Annotated in this window: 14 protein-coding genes; 1 reads left to right on the top strand and 13 read right to left on the bottom strand. The window is 65.0% G+C overall.

The annotated features are described in order from the left end of the window. Window positions 1–244: 244 nt before the first annotated feature. From ACR64R_RS02770 to ACR64R_RS02725, 10 genes are all read right to left on the bottom strand, one after another. On the bottom strand, window positions 245–1,795 hold the full coding sequence (locus ACR64R_RS02770; RefSeq protein ID WP_487360171.1) for a Do family serine endopeptidase: 1,551 nt from the start codon (window positions 1,793–1,795) through the stop codon (window positions 245–247). A 121-nt stretch (window positions 1,796–1,916) separates the two neighbouring features. Then, the gene (locus tag ACR64R_RS02765) at window positions 1,917–2,381 is read right to left on the bottom strand and encodes a cytochrome c-type biogenesis protein (RefSeq protein WP_487360170.1); all 465 of its coding nucleotides are present in this window, start codon (window positions 2,379–2,381) and stop codon (window positions 1,917–1,919) included. Continuing rightward, window positions 2,378–4,363, bottom strand: a complete 1,986-nt coding sequence (locus tag ACR64R_RS02760; protein ID WP_487360169.1) for a heme lyase CcmF/NrfE family subunit — start codon at window positions 4,361–4,363, stop codon at window positions 2,378–2,380. The genes ACR64R_RS02765 and ACR64R_RS02760 overlap by 4 nt, the downstream gene beginning before the upstream one ends. Further along, window positions 4,363–4,806, bottom strand: a complete 444-nt coding sequence (ccmE, locus tag ACR64R_RS02755) for a cytochrome c maturation protein CcmE (protein ID WP_487360168.1) — start codon at window positions 4,804–4,806, stop codon at window positions 4,363–4,365. The genes ACR64R_RS02760 and ccmE overlap by 1 nt, the downstream gene beginning before the upstream one ends. 3 nt (window positions 4,807–4,809) lie before the next feature. Next, a complete protein-coding gene (gene ccmI / locus ACR64R_RS02750; protein WP_487360167.1) occupies window positions 4,810–5,946 on the bottom strand; it encodes a c-type cytochrome biogenesis protein CcmI in 1,137 nt (378 codons plus the stop codon). 129 nt (window positions 5,947–6,075) lie between these two features. Continuing rightward, window positions 6,076–6,513: an RT0821/Lpp0805 family surface protein gene (locus tag ACR64R_RS02745; RefSeq protein WP_487360166.1), complete on the bottom strand. Its 438-nt coding sequence runs from the start codon at window positions 6,511–6,513 to the stop codon at window positions 6,076–6,078. Beyond that, window positions 6,510–6,680, bottom strand: coding sequence for a hypothetical protein (locus ACR64R_RS02740; RefSeq protein ID WP_487360165.1), 171 nt, complete (start codon window positions 6,678–6,680; stop codon window positions 6,510–6,512). The genes ACR64R_RS02745 and ACR64R_RS02740 overlap by 4 nt, the downstream gene beginning before the upstream one ends. Next, window positions 6,677–8,104, bottom strand: coding sequence for an ATP-binding protein (locus ACR64R_RS02735; protein WP_487360164.1), 1,428 nt, complete (start codon window positions 8,102–8,104; stop codon window positions 6,677–6,679). Before ACR64R_RS02735 ends, ACR64R_RS02740 begins: the two co-directional genes overlap by 4 nt. Continuing rightward, window positions 8,088–8,753: a response regulator transcription factor gene (locus tag ACR64R_RS02730; protein ID WP_320246578.1), complete on the bottom strand. Its 666-nt coding sequence runs from the start codon at window positions 8,751–8,753 to the stop codon at window positions 8,088–8,090. The genes ACR64R_RS02735 and ACR64R_RS02730 overlap by 17 nt, the downstream gene beginning before the upstream one ends. Before the next feature lie 63 nt (window positions 8,754–8,816). Then, a complete protein-coding gene (locus ACR64R_RS02725; RefSeq protein WP_487360163.1) occupies window positions 8,817–9,116 on the bottom strand; it encodes a hypothetical protein in 300 nt (99 codons plus the stop codon). Between the two features lie 223 nt (window positions 9,117–9,339). Here ACR64R_RS02725 and ACR64R_RS02720 point away from each other — a divergent pair, with 223 nt between their 5' ends. Beyond that, window positions 9,340–9,726 (top strand): ester cyclase, encoded by a 387-nt coding sequence (locus ACR64R_RS02720; protein ID WP_487360162.1) that lies wholly within the window; start codon window positions 9,340–9,342, stop codon window positions 9,724–9,726. Between the two features lie 15 nt (window positions 9,727–9,741). On the opposite strand, the gene ACR64R_RS02715 is transcribed toward ACR64R_RS02720, so the two are convergent. The 3 genes from ACR64R_RS02715 to ACR64R_RS02705 form a co-directional block, all read right to left on the bottom strand. Further along, window positions 9,742–10,149, bottom strand: coding sequence for a DUF3168 domain-containing protein (locus ACR64R_RS02715; RefSeq protein WP_487360161.1), 408 nt, complete (start codon window positions 10,147–10,149; stop codon window positions 9,742–9,744). 143 nt (window positions 10,150–10,292) lie between these two features. Beyond that, window positions 10,293–11,846: a trimethylamine methyltransferase family protein gene (locus tag ACR64R_RS02710; protein ID WP_487360160.1), complete on the bottom strand. Its 1,554-nt coding sequence runs from the start codon at window positions 11,844–11,846 to the stop codon at window positions 10,293–10,295. Window positions 11,847–11,858: 12 nt separating this feature from the next. Further along, window positions 11,859–14,267: a GcvT family protein gene (locus ACR64R_RS02705; RefSeq protein ID WP_487360159.1), complete on the bottom strand. Its 2,409-nt coding sequence runs from the start codon at window positions 14,265–14,267 to the stop codon at window positions 11,859–11,861. Window positions 14,268–14,370 lie beyond the last annotated feature (103 nt).

Below are 14,370 nucleotides of genomic sequence, written 5' to 3'. Positions count from 1 at the left end.
GTCGTAATCCCAAAACCGGTCCCCACTTTTGGGCGACATGCGCGAAGTCAAAGCGGCAGCGGGTGATGGGAAACCCGCTGCCGCCAGGAGCGAAACACGGTGACTGACTTACGTGCTCGGCCCCATGTTTTCCCGGCGGCGACTCGGGGGTGTTGATACCGCCGCAGGGAAAATCTGAACGTCTTCCAGTGGCGCATGATCCTTTCCGAAAACCCATGAAGTTTTCGGGGCCATGCGCGGCACCTCAGCCCTTGCCGACCGGCAGCGCGACGAAGCGGTTCGAGTTGTCGCGTGTGATCTGCATCAGCACCGCTTTGCGGCCGGCCTTCGCGGCGTCCGTCATTGCCTTGGATACGTCGTCGGTGGTGTTGACGTCGTTCGAGTTGATCGAGGTGATGACGTCGCCCGGCTGGATGCCGCGGTCGGCCGCGTCGCTGTCGGGATCGACATCGGTGACTACGAGGCCCTTGCCGTTTTCCGCCTTGGTGACGGTGAGACCGAGATCAGCCAGCGTGTCCGCCTTGGCGGCGGGCGCCGTCTGCTTGCTGCTGTCCTCGTTCGAGGCCTGCTTGTCGCTCGAGGGCAGCGTGCCGAGATCGACCTTGACCGTCTCGTTCTTGCCGTTGCGCCAGACCGTGACATCGACCGATTTGCCCGGCGCGAATGCACCGATCATGCGGGCCAGTTCCTTGGGCGAGGCGACGTCCTTGCCGTCGACCTGGGTGATGACGTCACCAGCGACGATGCCGGCTTTCTTGCCCGGACCGGCGTCCTGGGCGCTCGAGACCAGCGCGCCCTTGTCCGACTTCAGGCCGAGCGACTCGGCGATGTCGGAGGTGACCGGCTGGATCTCGACGCCGAGCCAGCCGCGCTGCACGGAGCCGCTCTTCATCAGGTCCTGGACGACCTGCTTGGCGGTCGAGGCCGGGATGTCAAAGGCAATGCCGACGCTGCCGCCGGACGGCGAGAAGATGGCGGTGTTGATACCGATCACCTGGCCGTTGAGGTTGAAGGTCGGACCGCCCGAATTGCCGCGGTTGACCGAAGCGTCGATCTGGATGAAATCGTCATAGGGGCCGGCGCCAATGTCGCGGCCGCGGGCCGATACGATGCCGGCGGTGACGGTGCCGCCAAGGCCGAACGGATTGCCGACGGCAACCACCCAATCGCCGATGCGGACCTTGGAGTCGTCGGCGAAGTCGACATAGGTGAACTTGCTGCCGCCGCCATCGACCTTGAGCACGGCGAGGTCGGTGCGCGGATCGGTGCCAATCAGCTTCGCGTCGAGTTCCTTGCCGTCATTGGTGACGACGGTGAAGTCCGAGCCTTCCGACACGACATGGTTGTTGGTGACGAGATAGCCATCCTCCGAGATGAAGAAGCCCGAGCCCTGGGCAACCGGGCGCGGCTCGCCATTGCCGCGGTCGCGATGGCCGAAGCGGCGCATGCCGAACTGGCCGCCCTGGTCGCCAAAGCCGCGGAACTCCTTGAAGAAGCGGCGCATCTGCGGATTGTCGGGGAGGTTGTCGAAGCCATCCTGATTGTCGGAGCCGTTATCGGCCGTCGGCTGGATCTTGGCCTTGACCTTGACGCTGACCACCGCCGGCGAGACATGCTCGACGACATCGGCGAAGCTCGGCACCTGCGGGGCTTCGACACGCACGGCATCGGCCAGCACGGGGGCAGTGCCGGTTGCGAGCATGCCAGCGCCAACCGTGCCGACAACGGCCAGGGAAGCGACGGCGGCCATCAGGCGCTTTCGGGTGCTCAAAAATGAATTGGGGGCATTATTCATGGGGTTTCTTATCCTCTATCGACGCGGATGCGCTCAGGCGAAGCATCCTCGGGCAAAAGGATTAGAGAGGCGCACATTACGGCGCCATTTCCGGTACATGAAAGTTTTGTAATGTCGGCGGTCAGTCACGCAGCATCTTGTCCAGCGCCGCGCGTTCTTCGGCGCTGAGGGTGCTGTCCGGCACGGGTCGGCGCGAGCGCGCGCTGAGCACGATGAACAGGCCGCCGGCCAGGAGCAGGAGCGCTGGGGTGCCCCACAAAAGCGCGTTGCGCAGGCTGAAGCGCGGCTTCAAGAGCACGAATTCGCCATAGCGCGAGACGATATAGTCCATCACCTGCTGGTCGGTGTCGCCGGCGACGAGGCGCTGGCGCACGAGGATGCGCAGGTCGCGGGCCAGATCGGCGTCCGATTCGTCGATCGACTGGTTTTGGCAGACCATGCAGCGCAAGCCCTCGGACAGCGCTCGCGCCCTCGCCTCCAATGCCGGGTCCTGCAACACTTCATCCGGCTTCACCGCCTGCGCGGCGCCGGCGAAAGCCAGGGCCAGCAGCAGGACAAGGGAGGCGAGGGAAAATCTTGCCCTCATGTCGGGCTCGCCAGCGCGGCGGCCGGCTTGCGCCGCCTTGCGGGCGCGCCGACACGCAGGCGGCGGTCGGCCAGCGACATGGCCGCACCCGCCATCATCACCAGGCCGCCGCCCCAGATCAGGGTGACCAGCGGCTTCCACCAGAGGCGCACGACGACGGAGCCGTCATTGTTCTCGTCGCCGAGTGAGAGATAGAGCTGGCTCAACCCAATCGTCCTGATGCCGGACTCGGTCGTTGCCATCTGCCGGGCCTGAAAGAAGCGCTTTGCCGAAGAGATCTCGCCGTAGGCATTGCCGTCAGCCCCTATCAGCCGGAAGCGGGCGCGATCCTCGGTGAAGTTAGGGCCTTTCTGGGGAAAAATCCCGTCGAAGCGCAGCGTATGGCCGGAGAGCTCTACCGTCTCGCCGGGTCGCATGGTGAGGATCTTCTCGGTGCCGAAGCAGAGCGTGGCGACGATGCCAAGCAAGGTCAACCCGAGGCCGAGATGGGCAAGCGCCGTGCCGAAGACCGAGCGTGGCAGGCCTGCGAAGCGGCGAAGCATGACGGCCGGCGCCACCGACCCGACACCGGATTTGACGGCGAGGTCGGTCAGCGCCCCGGCAACCAGCCAGACAGCAAGGCCGACACCGAGCGCGGCGAACACCGAGGCGCCGTCGATGAACAGACCGGTTACCAGCATCGCGGCGAGCGCCAGGGCGAAGGCCGCCATCAGCCGTTGCGAGGCGGCAATCACATCACCACGCTTCCAGGCGAGCAACGGGCCGAACGGCACAATTGCCAGCAGCGGCACCATCAGCGGGCCGAAGGTGAGGTCGAAGAAGGGCGCACCGACCGAGATCTTGCCGCCGGTAAGCGCTTCGAGCGCCAGCGGGTATAGCGTGCCGACCAGCACCGTCGCGGTGGCGGTGGTGAGAAAGAGGTTGTTGAGGACCAGCGCGCCCTCACGCGAGATCGGATGGAACAGGCCGCCGGCGGTCAGGGTGGAGGCGCGCAGCGCAAACAGCGCCAGCGAGCCACCGATGAACAGCGTCAGGATGCACAGGATGAAGATGCCGCGCGCCGGGTCGGTGGCGAAGGCGTGCACGGAGGTCAGCACGCCCGAACGAACCAGGAAAGTGCCGAGCAGCGACAGCGAGAAGGTGAGGATGGCGAGCAGTAGCGTCCAGATTTTCAGCGCCGAGCGCTTTTCCATCACGATCGCCGAATGGAGCAGCGCCGTGCCGGCAAGCCAGGGCATGAAAGAAGCGTTCTCGACCGGATCCCAGAACCAGAAACCGCCCCAGCCGAGTTCGTAATAGGCCCAGTAGGATCCCATCGCGATCCCGCCGGTGAGGAACATCCATGCGACCAGCGTCCACGGCCGCACCCAGCGTGCCCACGAGGCATCGATCCGGCCTTCGATCAGCGCAGCCACCGAGAAGGAAAAGCAGACCGAGAAGCCGACATAGCCCAGATAGAGCAGCGGCGGGTGGATGGCGAGGCCGAGGTCCTGCAGGACCGGGTTGAGATCCCGCCCCTCGACAGGCGCCGGATTGAGGCGCGTGAACGGGTTGGAGGTCGTCAGGATGAAGAGGAAGAAGGCCGCGCCGATCATGCCCTGCACGGCCAGCACATTGGCCTTGAGCGTTGCCGGCAGATTGTTGCCGAAAACGGCGACGAGCGCGCCGAAGAAGGTCAGGATCAGCACCCACAGCAGCATAGAGCCTTCGTGGTTTCCCCAGGTGCCGGTGATCTTGTAGATCATCGGCTGCAACGAATGGGAATTCTCCCACACGTTCGCCACCGAGAAGTCCGAGCCGGCGTAAGCGCTTGTCAGGGCCACGAAGGACAGCGCGGTGAGCGCGAAGCCGGTAACGGTCACCGGGCCCCCGACCGCCATCAGGCGCTGATTGCCGGTGCGGGCGCCGACGAGCGGCACCAGCATCTGCACCAGCGACAGCGCGAAGGCCAGCACGAGGGCGAAATGTCCGGTCTCAACCATCATTGGCTCTTGCTTTCCACCCAGACGCCCTTGGCCTTCAGGCCGTCGGCGACTTCCTTGGGCATATAGCGCTCGTCATGCTTGGCGAGCACGCTGTCGGCGACGAAAACTCCATCCGAGCCGAAAGCGCCCTCGGTTATGACGCCCTGCCCCTCGCGGAAGAGATCGGGCAGGATGCCGGTATAGGTCACCTTGACCGATTTCTGCGTGTCGGTGACCGAGAAGGCCACGGTCGCACCGTTGCCGCGCACGACGGTGCCGTTTTCGACGAGACCGCCAAGGCGGATGCGTTGTCCAGGCTGGAGGCTTGCCGTGGTCAGCTCGGCCGGCATGTAGAAATAGGAGGCCTTCTGGCCGAGCGCGTAGAAGGTGAGTCCGGCGGCCGCGGCGAGGAAGGCCAGCCCCGCCACGATCACCGACAATCGCTTCTGCTTGCGCGTCATCTCTTACTCCGTCGCCGTCACGCCGAGGGAGGCTGCGAAGGCGGTGAATTTCCTGGCCTGCTCGCTGTCCGCCCCGAAGGCGGCAACGGCGCGGCCAAGCGCGTCGCGCGCCTGATCGGCCTTGCCGAGCACGACATAGGAACGAATGAGGCGCATCCACCCTTCCTCATCGCGGGGGTTCTGCTTCAATTTGTCGTCGAGGCCAGCGACCATGGTTTCGATCATCGCCTGCCGGTCCTGCGGCGCCATCTGCTGCGCGGCTTCCATCTGTTGCGCGTCAGGGCCGCTCGGCGACGCGCCCGCCGCGACGGCCGGCTGGCCGGCCTCGGCGAGCGCCTGCTGGACGGCGCTGCGCCAGGGCGAATCCGGCTTTAGTTGGTCGAGCATCTTCTGCCAGGCGGCGACGGCTTCGGCTTTCCTGCCTTCCTGCGCAAGCCCGACCGCCAGGTAGAAACTCGCCTTGGCGTTTGCCGGATCAAGCTTCAGGGCCGCCTCGAACGCGCTCTGGGCGTCGGCCGACACGATGCCGCCGGCGGCATTGGCGATCGCTTCGCCGAGCCCCGACTGGCGCACCGCGCTGTCGCCGTCGAGTCGGATGGCGTTGCGATAGGCCGTCACCGCGTCGGGAAAGCGCTGCAGGCGGAGATAGATCGGCGCCAGCACGTCCCAGCCCTTGCCGTCCGACGGATTGGCGGCAAGGTGCGCTTCGGCGCGGGCGACCAGTTCGTCGACCGAGGCATCGGCGGGGTTCTTGGCGAGACGTTCGGCCAGTGGCTGCGAAGGCAGATCGGGAGAACCCAGCATACCGTAGATCCCCCAGCTCAGCAGCGGAACGGTAAGCACGGCCACGCTGGCGACCAACCTGGCGCCGCGAGAGGATGCGGGATTGGCGGAGCCGCGCCGCTCAGCCGCGTCGAGACGCAGGATGCGGCGGCCGATCTCGGCACGCGCCTCCTCGGCCTCTCCGGGCTGTATCAGGCCGCGCGCCACGTCGCGATCCAGCTCGGAAAGCTGATCGCGATAGACTTCGAGGTCGTGATCGCCGGCCGGCGACACGCCCTTCATGCCGCCGGTGAGCGGCAGAAGCACCGCCAGGCTAGCGCCCAGCGTGAGGATTGCGGCTATGACCCAGAACAGCATGGCTCTCCAATAAAGGCAGAGCCATGCCCTGCCAACACAAGCATACTGCGACGCTTTGACGGCCGATCGGTCATTTGACCTTGATCGGCGTCAACCCGGTCGAATAATGGGGCTCGCGCGGTCTGATTTCTAGGTCAGCGGCGTCCAGCTGCCGTCCGCGTTGCGGCAGGCGGTGCCGCGCGCGGTGACGCCCGCGCCGTTGGTGTAGACGGTGTGGGTGTACTGGCGGCAGTCCTGCGAGCCGACACGGTAAGGCTGGGCGGCGACGACCTCGCCGTAATGGGAGGAGGTGTCGCTCTTCCATGTCACCTTCTGGCCGCTGGTGTTGTATTCCAGCGCCTTGTATTCCGCCTCCAGCCCCTTGCGCTTCTCGGCGTCGCTCAGGCCAGAGCCGATCGATCCGCCGACAAGCCCGCCATTCATGGCCGAGACGATGCTGGTCGACACCTTGCCGCCAGTGGGCGGCGTCGACACAGGCGTGATGGGAGAGCCGGGTCCGCCCCCGCCCAATGTCGTGCAGCCGGAGACGGCGATCAGGGTGGAAACGAGCGCGACGCGGATCTTCATGCCAACAACCGGTTCTCTTGAGCGGGACGAGCTTCCTGAGCGAAATACACTTCTTGAACGAGATGGCTTGGGGCGCGCGCCGAAGGGGAGCGACCTTGGCCATAGTATTGATATTTGTCGGAAATTTGGCCGTCGGCCGTCGCTTGCAAATCGATAAAGAACATCATTGAAGGCTCCGCAACCTCACCACCGCCCTCAAGCCGCCCATGCCGGATCGTTCCAGCGCCAGCGAGCCTCCATACTCGTTGACGAGGTCGGCGACAATGGCCAGCCCAAGCCCTGTTCCCGGCTTCGTTTCGTCAAGGCGCTTGCCACGCTTCAACACTTCCCGCGCGCTGTCCTCGGGAATGCCCGGACCGTCATCCTCTATAACGATTTCAAACAGGTTGCCGCTTCCCGAAATAGTGGCGATCGTCACAGCGACTGCGCTCTTTGCCCATTTCATCGCATTGTCGAGCAGATTGCCGAGCAGTTCCTCAAGGTCCTCGCGCTCGCCCGCAAAGACGATCTCGGCCGGCGGCAGGGACAGTGTCAGCCCCGTTTGCGGGTTGAGCTTGCGCAGCACGCGCACCATGCGCTCGACCACCGGCGAGACCGGCGTGCGGAAGACGACGCTGTCGCGCTGCGCGGCGACGCGCGCGCGCTGCAGGTAGTGTTCAACCTGCTTCTGCATCGAGGCTGCCTGCTCGGCGATGAGCTGGCCCTTGGCGCCGCCGAGCGCGCGGCCCTCGTTGATCAGAACCGCTAGAGGCGTCTTCAGCGAATGGGCGAGGTTGCCGACCTGGGTGCGGGAGCGCTCGACGATTCGCCTGTTGTTCTCGATCAGCGCGTTGGTCTCGTTGGCCAGCGGCTCGATCTCGGCCGGGAAGCTGCCGTCGAGCCTTTGCGCCGTGCCTTCGCGCACCATGGCAAGCGCATTGCGGACACGGCGCAAGGGCTGGAGCCCCAGCAGGATGGCGATGGCGTTGATGGCGATCATGCCGACGCCGAACAGCGAGAGGTAGGTGAGCAGGCGGCGCTGGAAGCTGGCGATCTCCTGCTCGAGTTCGCTGTGGTTGCCCATGACGCGGAAACGTGCGGCGCGATTCTTGGCGTCCAGGACGAACTCGCTCTCGAAGACTTCGAGCTGTTCGCCCTTGATGCCCTCCATCGAGTAGCTGCGCTGGAAGTTGGAGTTGAACGGAACCTCCGCGACGCTCGGCGACAGGAGCGAGCTCGTCATCGAGGAGGAATGGATTTCGCCATGCACGCCTTCGGAGGCCGGCTCCACCGACCAGTACCAGCCGGAATTGGGCTCGGAGAAGCGCAGGTCACCGAGGTCGGGCGAGCCGGTCAGCGCGCCGTTGTCGGAAATGCCGACCGAGCCGATCAAATTGAACAGATGCGCCGAGAGCAGGCTGTCGAAGCCGCGTTCGCTGGCCTGTCGGTAGAGCGTGGTGATGAGGGTGAAGATGACGACCAGCGTCAGGATCGCCCAGATCGTCGAAAAGGCGATGACGCGAAAGGTCAGCGAGCGCGGCCAGAGCCGCAGGCTCGAAAGCCGCGCGCTTATGGTTGGCTTCAGCGGTTCCGCGTCACGCCTCCGGTTCACGCATGCGATAGCCCATGCCACGCACGGTTTCGATCATATCGATGCCCATCTTCTTGCGAAGCCGGCCGACAAATACTTCGATGGTGTTGGAATCGCGGTCGAAATCCTGGTCGTAGAGATGCTCGACAAGCTCGGTGCGCGACACCACCTCGCCCATATGGTGCATCAGATAGGCAAGCAGCCGGAACTCGTGCGAAGTGAGCTTGAGCGGCACGCCGTTGACATCGGCCTTGGACGCCTTGGTGTCCAGGCGCAGCGGGCCGCAGATGAGCTCCGACGATGCATGGCCGGCCGCGCGCCGGATCAGCGCCCGCACCCTCGCCAGCACCTCCTCGATGTGGAAGGGCTTGGTGACATAGTCGTCGGCGCCGGCGTCGATGCCGGCCACCTTGTCGCTCCAGCGGTCGCGCGCCGTCAGGATCAGCACGGGCATCTTGCGGCCGCCGCGGCGCCAGCGCTCGACGACGCTGATGCCGTCCATCTGCGGCAGGCCGATGTCGAGCACCACGGCGTCGTAGGGCTCGGTGTCGCCGAGGAAATGGCCCTCCTCGCCATCATAGGCCCGGTCGACGACATAGCCGGCATCGACCAGCGCATCGGCCAGCTGCCGGTTGAGATCCTTGTCATCCTCGACGACGAGCACGCGCATGGGTTGAAGCCTGTTTTGGGTGAACGTATAGGCCGATTCCGCCGGCCTTGGAAACGAGTGAAGTCAGCCCATGGGGACGACGATTTCCGATCGGCGCGGCCGCTGGCCGTCCTTGCCGGGGACGAGCACGACGATGACGCAGACCTGCTGGCCGCCCCGCGTCGCCTGCGAGGCCTTGGCCAGCGTGCCCCCATTCTGCGCCGCAACCTGCTGGCCTATGGCGTAGCAATCGCCGGCGGCAAGCACGACCGGCTGTTCGACCGAAGGCTCGATGACCGGCAGGGCAACAGCCTGCGACGCAAACAGGCCAGCCGCGGCAAGGGCCAGCACTGCTTTGCGGAGATGGGAGGCAACGTTCTTCATGATCACGGTTCTAACGCAAATGGGCTGAACGTGAAATGAACGGTGAACGATCGAAATCCATGCCCGCCGCTTCCCCTTCGCGACATCCAGCCACTGCCGTGGCTCCCTCAGCCCACCCCGTATTGATAGCCGGAAAGACAGTCGATCCGCTACGCTTTTTGCCGCCGAATTTCCGCCTGGCGCCAGTTGATGTAGAATCTTCCCCGACCATCAGGAGCATGCGATGACGGGAGATGATCTTGCAGAGCTTTACAGGGGATACATCGCCTGCCTGAACCGCCAGGATTGGGACAGTCTCGGCCACTTCGTCGGCGAGGAGGTGCGGCATAACGGTGAGACGATCGGCCTTTCGGGCTATCGCCGCATGCTGGAGGGCGATTTCGAGGCTATTCCCGACCTGCGTTTCAACATCGAGCTTCTGATCTGCCAGCCGCCGCGAGTGGCGGCGCGTCTGCATTTCGACTGCCGGCCCAAGGGCATGCTGTTCGGCCTGCCGGTCCACGGCAAGCGAGTAAGCTTCGCCGAAAATGTCTTCTATCAATTCCAAGGCAGGCGGATAAGCGAGGTATGGTCGGTCATAGACAAAGCGGCCATCCAGGCGCAGCTTTAGCACAACTCCGATGCTTCAGATGCCGTCCTGCGTCAGCGCGCGAAAGCGCAGCAACCCGTGATGGACGGCCAGATCCTCGTCATAGCGCGACTCGGCGAATTCCAGCGACAGGCGCGTCTGGCCGCGCGAGCCGATGGAAAAGGCCGCGCCATCGAGCCGCGTTTTGATGCTCTCCATGATCAAGAGCGTTTCCGAGTTGCCGTGGGTCTTCGACCACACATGGAAGGTGACGAGCTGGTCATTGTCGTTGTCGGCGCCGGATTCCAGGTTGAACGCGCTAGTCCGGCCGTAGGTGACGTAGGGAAAAGCCGCCTTGTCGCTGACCCGCTCGAGCAGACCCGCCCCGCCAAGCAGCGCCGACAGCGACGCATCGGTCTTAAGCCTAAGGAACAAGGCCTGCATCAAATCGCCAGGCGCCGTCATCTACCGTCCATCGCCAATACATCTCTCCACGCCGCCGCCAATCCCCGGCAAACTAGCCGCGCTCGCGATCCGATGCCAGATCGCGAATCGCTTGGCTACAACGTGAATGGCGAAGGTCTCGGATTTATTACGTTTTCGTCAGCTCACGAGACTGGGACAGCACCACCCTGTTCGGTGCGCCTGGCAATGAATTCGTCGAGGGCGCCCGCGGTGGCGACAGCGGAGGCAGGCGGCTGGAAATCGGCCAGGATCCGCTTCCAGATGCCGGTCGCGCGCTCCGTCGCCGTCTTCGAGCCGGCCTGCGTCCAGTTGCCGAAATTCGACCAGTCGGCCACCAGCGGCTCGTAGAAGGCGGTACGGTAACGCGCCATCGTGTGGGCCGCGGAGAAGAAATGCCCGCCGGGCTGCACCTCGGCGATGGCCTCGAAGCCGATGGCGTCCGCGTCGCCCGGCGTTTGCTGGCACAGCTCGGCGACGGTCTGCAGCGCCTCGATGTCGGTGATCAGCTTCTCCAGGGAAACGCTCAGGCCACCTTCCAGCCAGCCGGCGGCGTGGATGCAGACGGTGGCGCCGGCCAGCACCGAGCCCCACAGCGCAAACTGCGTCTCATGCGCGGCCTGCGCGTCCGAAATGTTGGCGGCGCTGCCGCCGCCGGATCGCCAAGGCAGCCCGGTGAACCGCGCAAGCTGGCCCGCGCCAAGCGTGGCCTTGATGTGTTCCGGCGTGCCGAAGGCGGGAGCGCCGGACTTCATGTCGACATTGGACGAGAAGGAGCCATAGACCACCGGCGAGCCGGGACGTGCGATCTGGGCAAGCGTCAGGCCGGCCAATGCCTCGGCGTGCTGCAGCGTCAGCGCACCCGCCACCGTGATCGGGGCCATGGCGCCAGCCAGGCAGAAGGGCGTGATGATCGATATCTGGCCGGCGCGCGCGAAGTCGATGATGCCTTGCGCCATCGGTATGTCGAGCTGGCGCGGCGAGTTGGTGTTGATGACGGTGTAGCAATGGGCGCCGGCGCGGAACTGGTCCTCGGAGAGGCCGCGCGCGAGGCGGATCATCTCGAAACCGTCCTCGACCTGCGGGGTGCCACGCGCGAAGATGAAGGGGAACTTGTCCGACAGCGTCAATTGCGCCCGGTTGACTGCATAGTGACGGACGCGGTTGTCGATGTCCTGCGGCTCGACGCAAGGTCCAAGCATGTGCAGCACGTCGAAATGCTGGATCAGTTTGACGAATTCCTCGAAGGCAGCGAGCGTCCCCGGACGCCGGCCGCGCTCGAGATCGGTGGCGTTGGGCGCGCCGGAGCCGGCAAGGAAAGTCATGTAACCGAGTTCGAGCACGAGATCGCTGGAGCGATCGCCACCTAGTGCGCGAATCGAGCGCGGCGCCGAGGCAAGGGCTGCCTCCACCACGTCGCGGCCGATCCTGACCATCTGGGTTTCTTCGTCCACCAATGCCCCGGCATTGGCGTAGATGGCGCGCGCCTCGGGCAGCAGCACCTTGATGCCGAGTTCCTCTAGCACGCGCAGCGCCGTATCGTGGATCGCGGCGACCTGGTCATCGGAAAAGACCGGCTGCGGCAGGAAGGGGTTCTTCAACGACTTGTAGTTCGGGTGCCGGCTCGACTCGCTGCCGGCCTCGCCGGTGCGTCCGCGGCGGCGCTCGCGCCTCAGGTCGCGTGCGGCCTCCTCAGTCATGGGGGGTCCTCCTCATTGCCGCATCGCCTTGCCTTCAGCATCGTAGGGCGAAGCCGCGATGACGCGCGCCGGCCGTTCGACCCCGACAATGTGTACGGAAAGTTCAGTCCCCTCCCCGGCGAAATCGTCATCGAGCAACGCCAGAGCGACGCTCTTGCCGAGCCTGTAGCCGTAGCCGCCGGAGGTGACGAAGCCGACACGCCGGCCCTCGCGCCAGACCGGCTCGAAGCCGCTGGCATCGGCGTCGACAGCGTCGACCTCAAGCGTCACGATCCGTCGCGAGACGCCAGCCTCGCGCTCCTTGAGCGCGGCTTGCCGGCCGATGAAATCGCCCTTGTCGAAAGCGATGAACCGGTCAAGCCCGGTCTGACCGGGCGTGTAACCTTGGGTGAACTCGCGCGACCAGATGCCGAAGCTCTTTTCCAACCGAAGCGAATTCAGCGCGTAGTATCCGATCTCGGCCAGGCCGAGGTCTTCGCCGGCGGCAAGCAAAGTTTCACGCAGGGTCGCATGCAGGGTAGCCGGGCAGTTGATCTCGAAACCGAGTTCGCCAGCGATGGAGAGCCTTGCTACCCGGGCGCGCACCATGCCGATGTCGAACTCGCCGCAAGCCATGAAAGGGAAGGACTTGGCCGAGAGGTCCTGATGCGTGGTGCGCTCGACGATCTTCCTTGCGTTCGGTCCGGTGACCAGGAAACCGGACAAGGCATCGGAAATGTCGGTCACGGCAACGCCATCCGTCAGATGCGCCTCGAACCAGCGCATGTGGAATTCGCGCAGATAATACGAGCCCATGATCCAGTACTCGCCGCCCCAATTGAGCACGGTGAGATCGCCCTTTAGCCGGCCGTCGAACCCAAGCATCGGCGCAAGCTTGGCGCGGCCGGGTTTCGGCAGCCGGCAGGCGAGCAGCCGGTCGAGCCAGGCCTCGACGCCCGGTCCCGACACGGCGTAGCGCGAGAACGCCGTGGTATCGACGAGGCCAGCGGCGCGGCGCACCTGCAGCACCTCGTCGCCGACGAGCTCGAAAGCGTTGGAGCGCTTCAGCGTCGTTTCCTCGCGAAAGCCCACCGGCGCGAAATAGGCAGGGACTTCCAGTCCCCACGATGCCGTCCATTCGGCGCCGGCGACGCTCATGCCGTCATAGGCGCCAGGACGCTTCAAGGGCCGGCCTGCCGGCAGCCGCTCATTGGGAAAGGTCATGACGAAGCGGCGGGCATAGAACTGGCCCGTCGTTTGCCGCAGATACTCCCGGTTGGCGGCGAATGCGCCGTAGCGGGCGATATCCATGCCGAAGATGTCGGCCTCCGGCTCGCCATGGATCATCCACTCGGCCAGCGACTTGCCGACGCCACCTCCCTGGCTGAAGCCGGCCATCACACCGCAGGCGACCCAGTAGTTCTTCAAGCCGCGCACCGGTCCGACCAGCGGATTGCCGTCCGGAGTGAAGGTGAAGGCGCCGTTGACCCATTTGCGGATGCCGGCCTTCGCCAGGCAGGGGAAGCGCTGATAAGCCTTGGAAAGCTCCGGGCTGATGCGGTCGATGTCCTCGGGGATCAGCTCGATGCCGTAGTCCCAGGGCGCGCCGTCCATGTTCCAGTGTTTCGGGTTCTGCTCGTAGACGCCGAGCAGGACGCCCTTGCGCTCCTGCCGCAGGTAGGAAAAGCCGTCGAGATCGACGGCAAGGCCGAGTTCCTTATCGAGGGCAGCGACTTCCGGAATGTCCTCGGTGACGAAATAATGGTGCTCCATCGGGGTCACCGGCAGGTCGACGCCGGCCATCAGGCCGACCTGCTTGGCCCACAGGCCGCCGGCATTAACGACATGCTCGGCGACGATCGTGCCCTTCTCGGTGACTACGTCCCAGCCGCCATCGGCGCGCTGCTTCAGCTCGACGACGCGGTTGCGCAGGATGATTTCGGCGCCGCGCTTCCTGGCGGCGCCCGCATAGGCATGCGTCGTGCCGTAAGGGTCGAGATGGCCCTCGTTGGAATCGTAGAGGCCGCCGAGCACGTCGCTGACATCGACGATCGGGCAGATTTCCTTGATCTCATCCGGAGTCACCAGGCGGGCCGTCTCGATACCGACCGACTGGAACACCGCCCAGGCCGATTTCAGCCACTCCCAGCGCTGCGGGTCGCTCGCCATGTTGACGCCGCCGGTCATGTGCAGGCCGGCATTCTGGCCGGACTCCGCCTCGATCTCGCGATAGAGCTTGATGGTGTAATCCTGCAGCGCCGCGACATTGGGATCGGCGTTGAGGGCATGGAAGCCGGCCGCCGCATGCCAGGTGGAGCCGGCCGTCAGTTCCGCGCGCTCGACGAGCGCCACGTCGCTCCAGCCGAAGCGAGTCAGATGATAGAGCACCGAGGCGCCGACCACACCTCCTCCGATGACGACCGCGCGGTAATGCGACTTCACGAGCCTCTCCCTCTCGTTGGACGCCTCACATTAAATCTGATGGACACTAGTGTCTAGACACTTATGTCTAGAGCTTGCGCGCGGCTTCGCGCCATGCCACTTG

The sequence above is a fragment of the Mesorhizobium sp. MC2-1-1 genome (assembly GCF_057597255.1).
This window is presented reverse-complemented; position numbering and strand designations above follow the sequence as displayed.

Bases quoted from the DNA above. Each gene is read 5' to 3' on its own strand.
- ccmE (WP_487360168.1), bottom strand. From the start codon at position 4,806: ATGACGCGCAAGCAGAAGCGATTGTCGGTGATCGTGGCGGGGCTGGCC.
- ACR64R_RS02760 (WP_487360169.1), bottom strand. From the start codon at position 4,363: ATGGTTGAGACCGGACATTTCGCCCTCGTGCTGGCCTTCGCGCTGTCG.
- ACR64R_RS02715 (WP_487360161.1), bottom strand. From the start codon at position 10,149: ATGACGGCGCCTGGCGATTTGATGCAGGCCTTGTTCCTTAGGCTTAAG.
- ACR64R_RS02710 (WP_487360160.1), bottom strand. From the start codon at position 11,846: ATGACTGAGGAGGCCGCACGCGACCTGAGGCGCGAGCGCCGCCGCGGA.
- ACR64R_RS02770 (WP_487360171.1), bottom strand. From the start codon at position 1,795: ATGAATAATGCCCCCAATTCATTTTTGAGCACCCGAAAGCGCCTGATG.
- ACR64R_RS02745 (WP_487360166.1), bottom strand. From the start codon at position 6,513: ATGAAGATCCGCGTCGCGCTCGTTTCCACCCTGATCGCCGTCTCCGGC.
- ACR64R_RS02725 (WP_487360163.1), bottom strand. From the start codon at position 9,116: ATGAAGAACGTTGCCTCCCATCTCCGCAAAGCAGTGCTGGCCCTTGCC.
- ACR64R_RS02720 (WP_487360162.1), top strand. From the start codon at position 9,340: ATGACGGGAGATGATCTTGCAGAGCTTTACAGGGGATACATCGCCTGC.
- ACR64R_RS02765 (WP_487360170.1), bottom strand. From the start codon at position 2,381: ATGAGGGCAAGATTTTCCCTCGCCTCCCTTGTCCTGCTGCTGGCCCTG.
- ACR64R_RS02740 (WP_487360165.1), bottom strand. From the start codon at position 6,680: ATGATGTTCTTTATCGATTTGCAAGCGACGGCCGACGGCCAAATTTCC.
- ACR64R_RS02730 (WP_320246578.1), bottom strand. From the start codon at position 8,753: ATGCGCGTGCTCGTCGTCGAGGATGACAAGGATCTCAACCGGCAGCTG.
- ccmI (WP_487360167.1), bottom strand. From the start codon at position 5,946: ATGCTGTTCTGGGTCATAGCCGCAATCCTCACGCTGGGCGCTAGCCTG.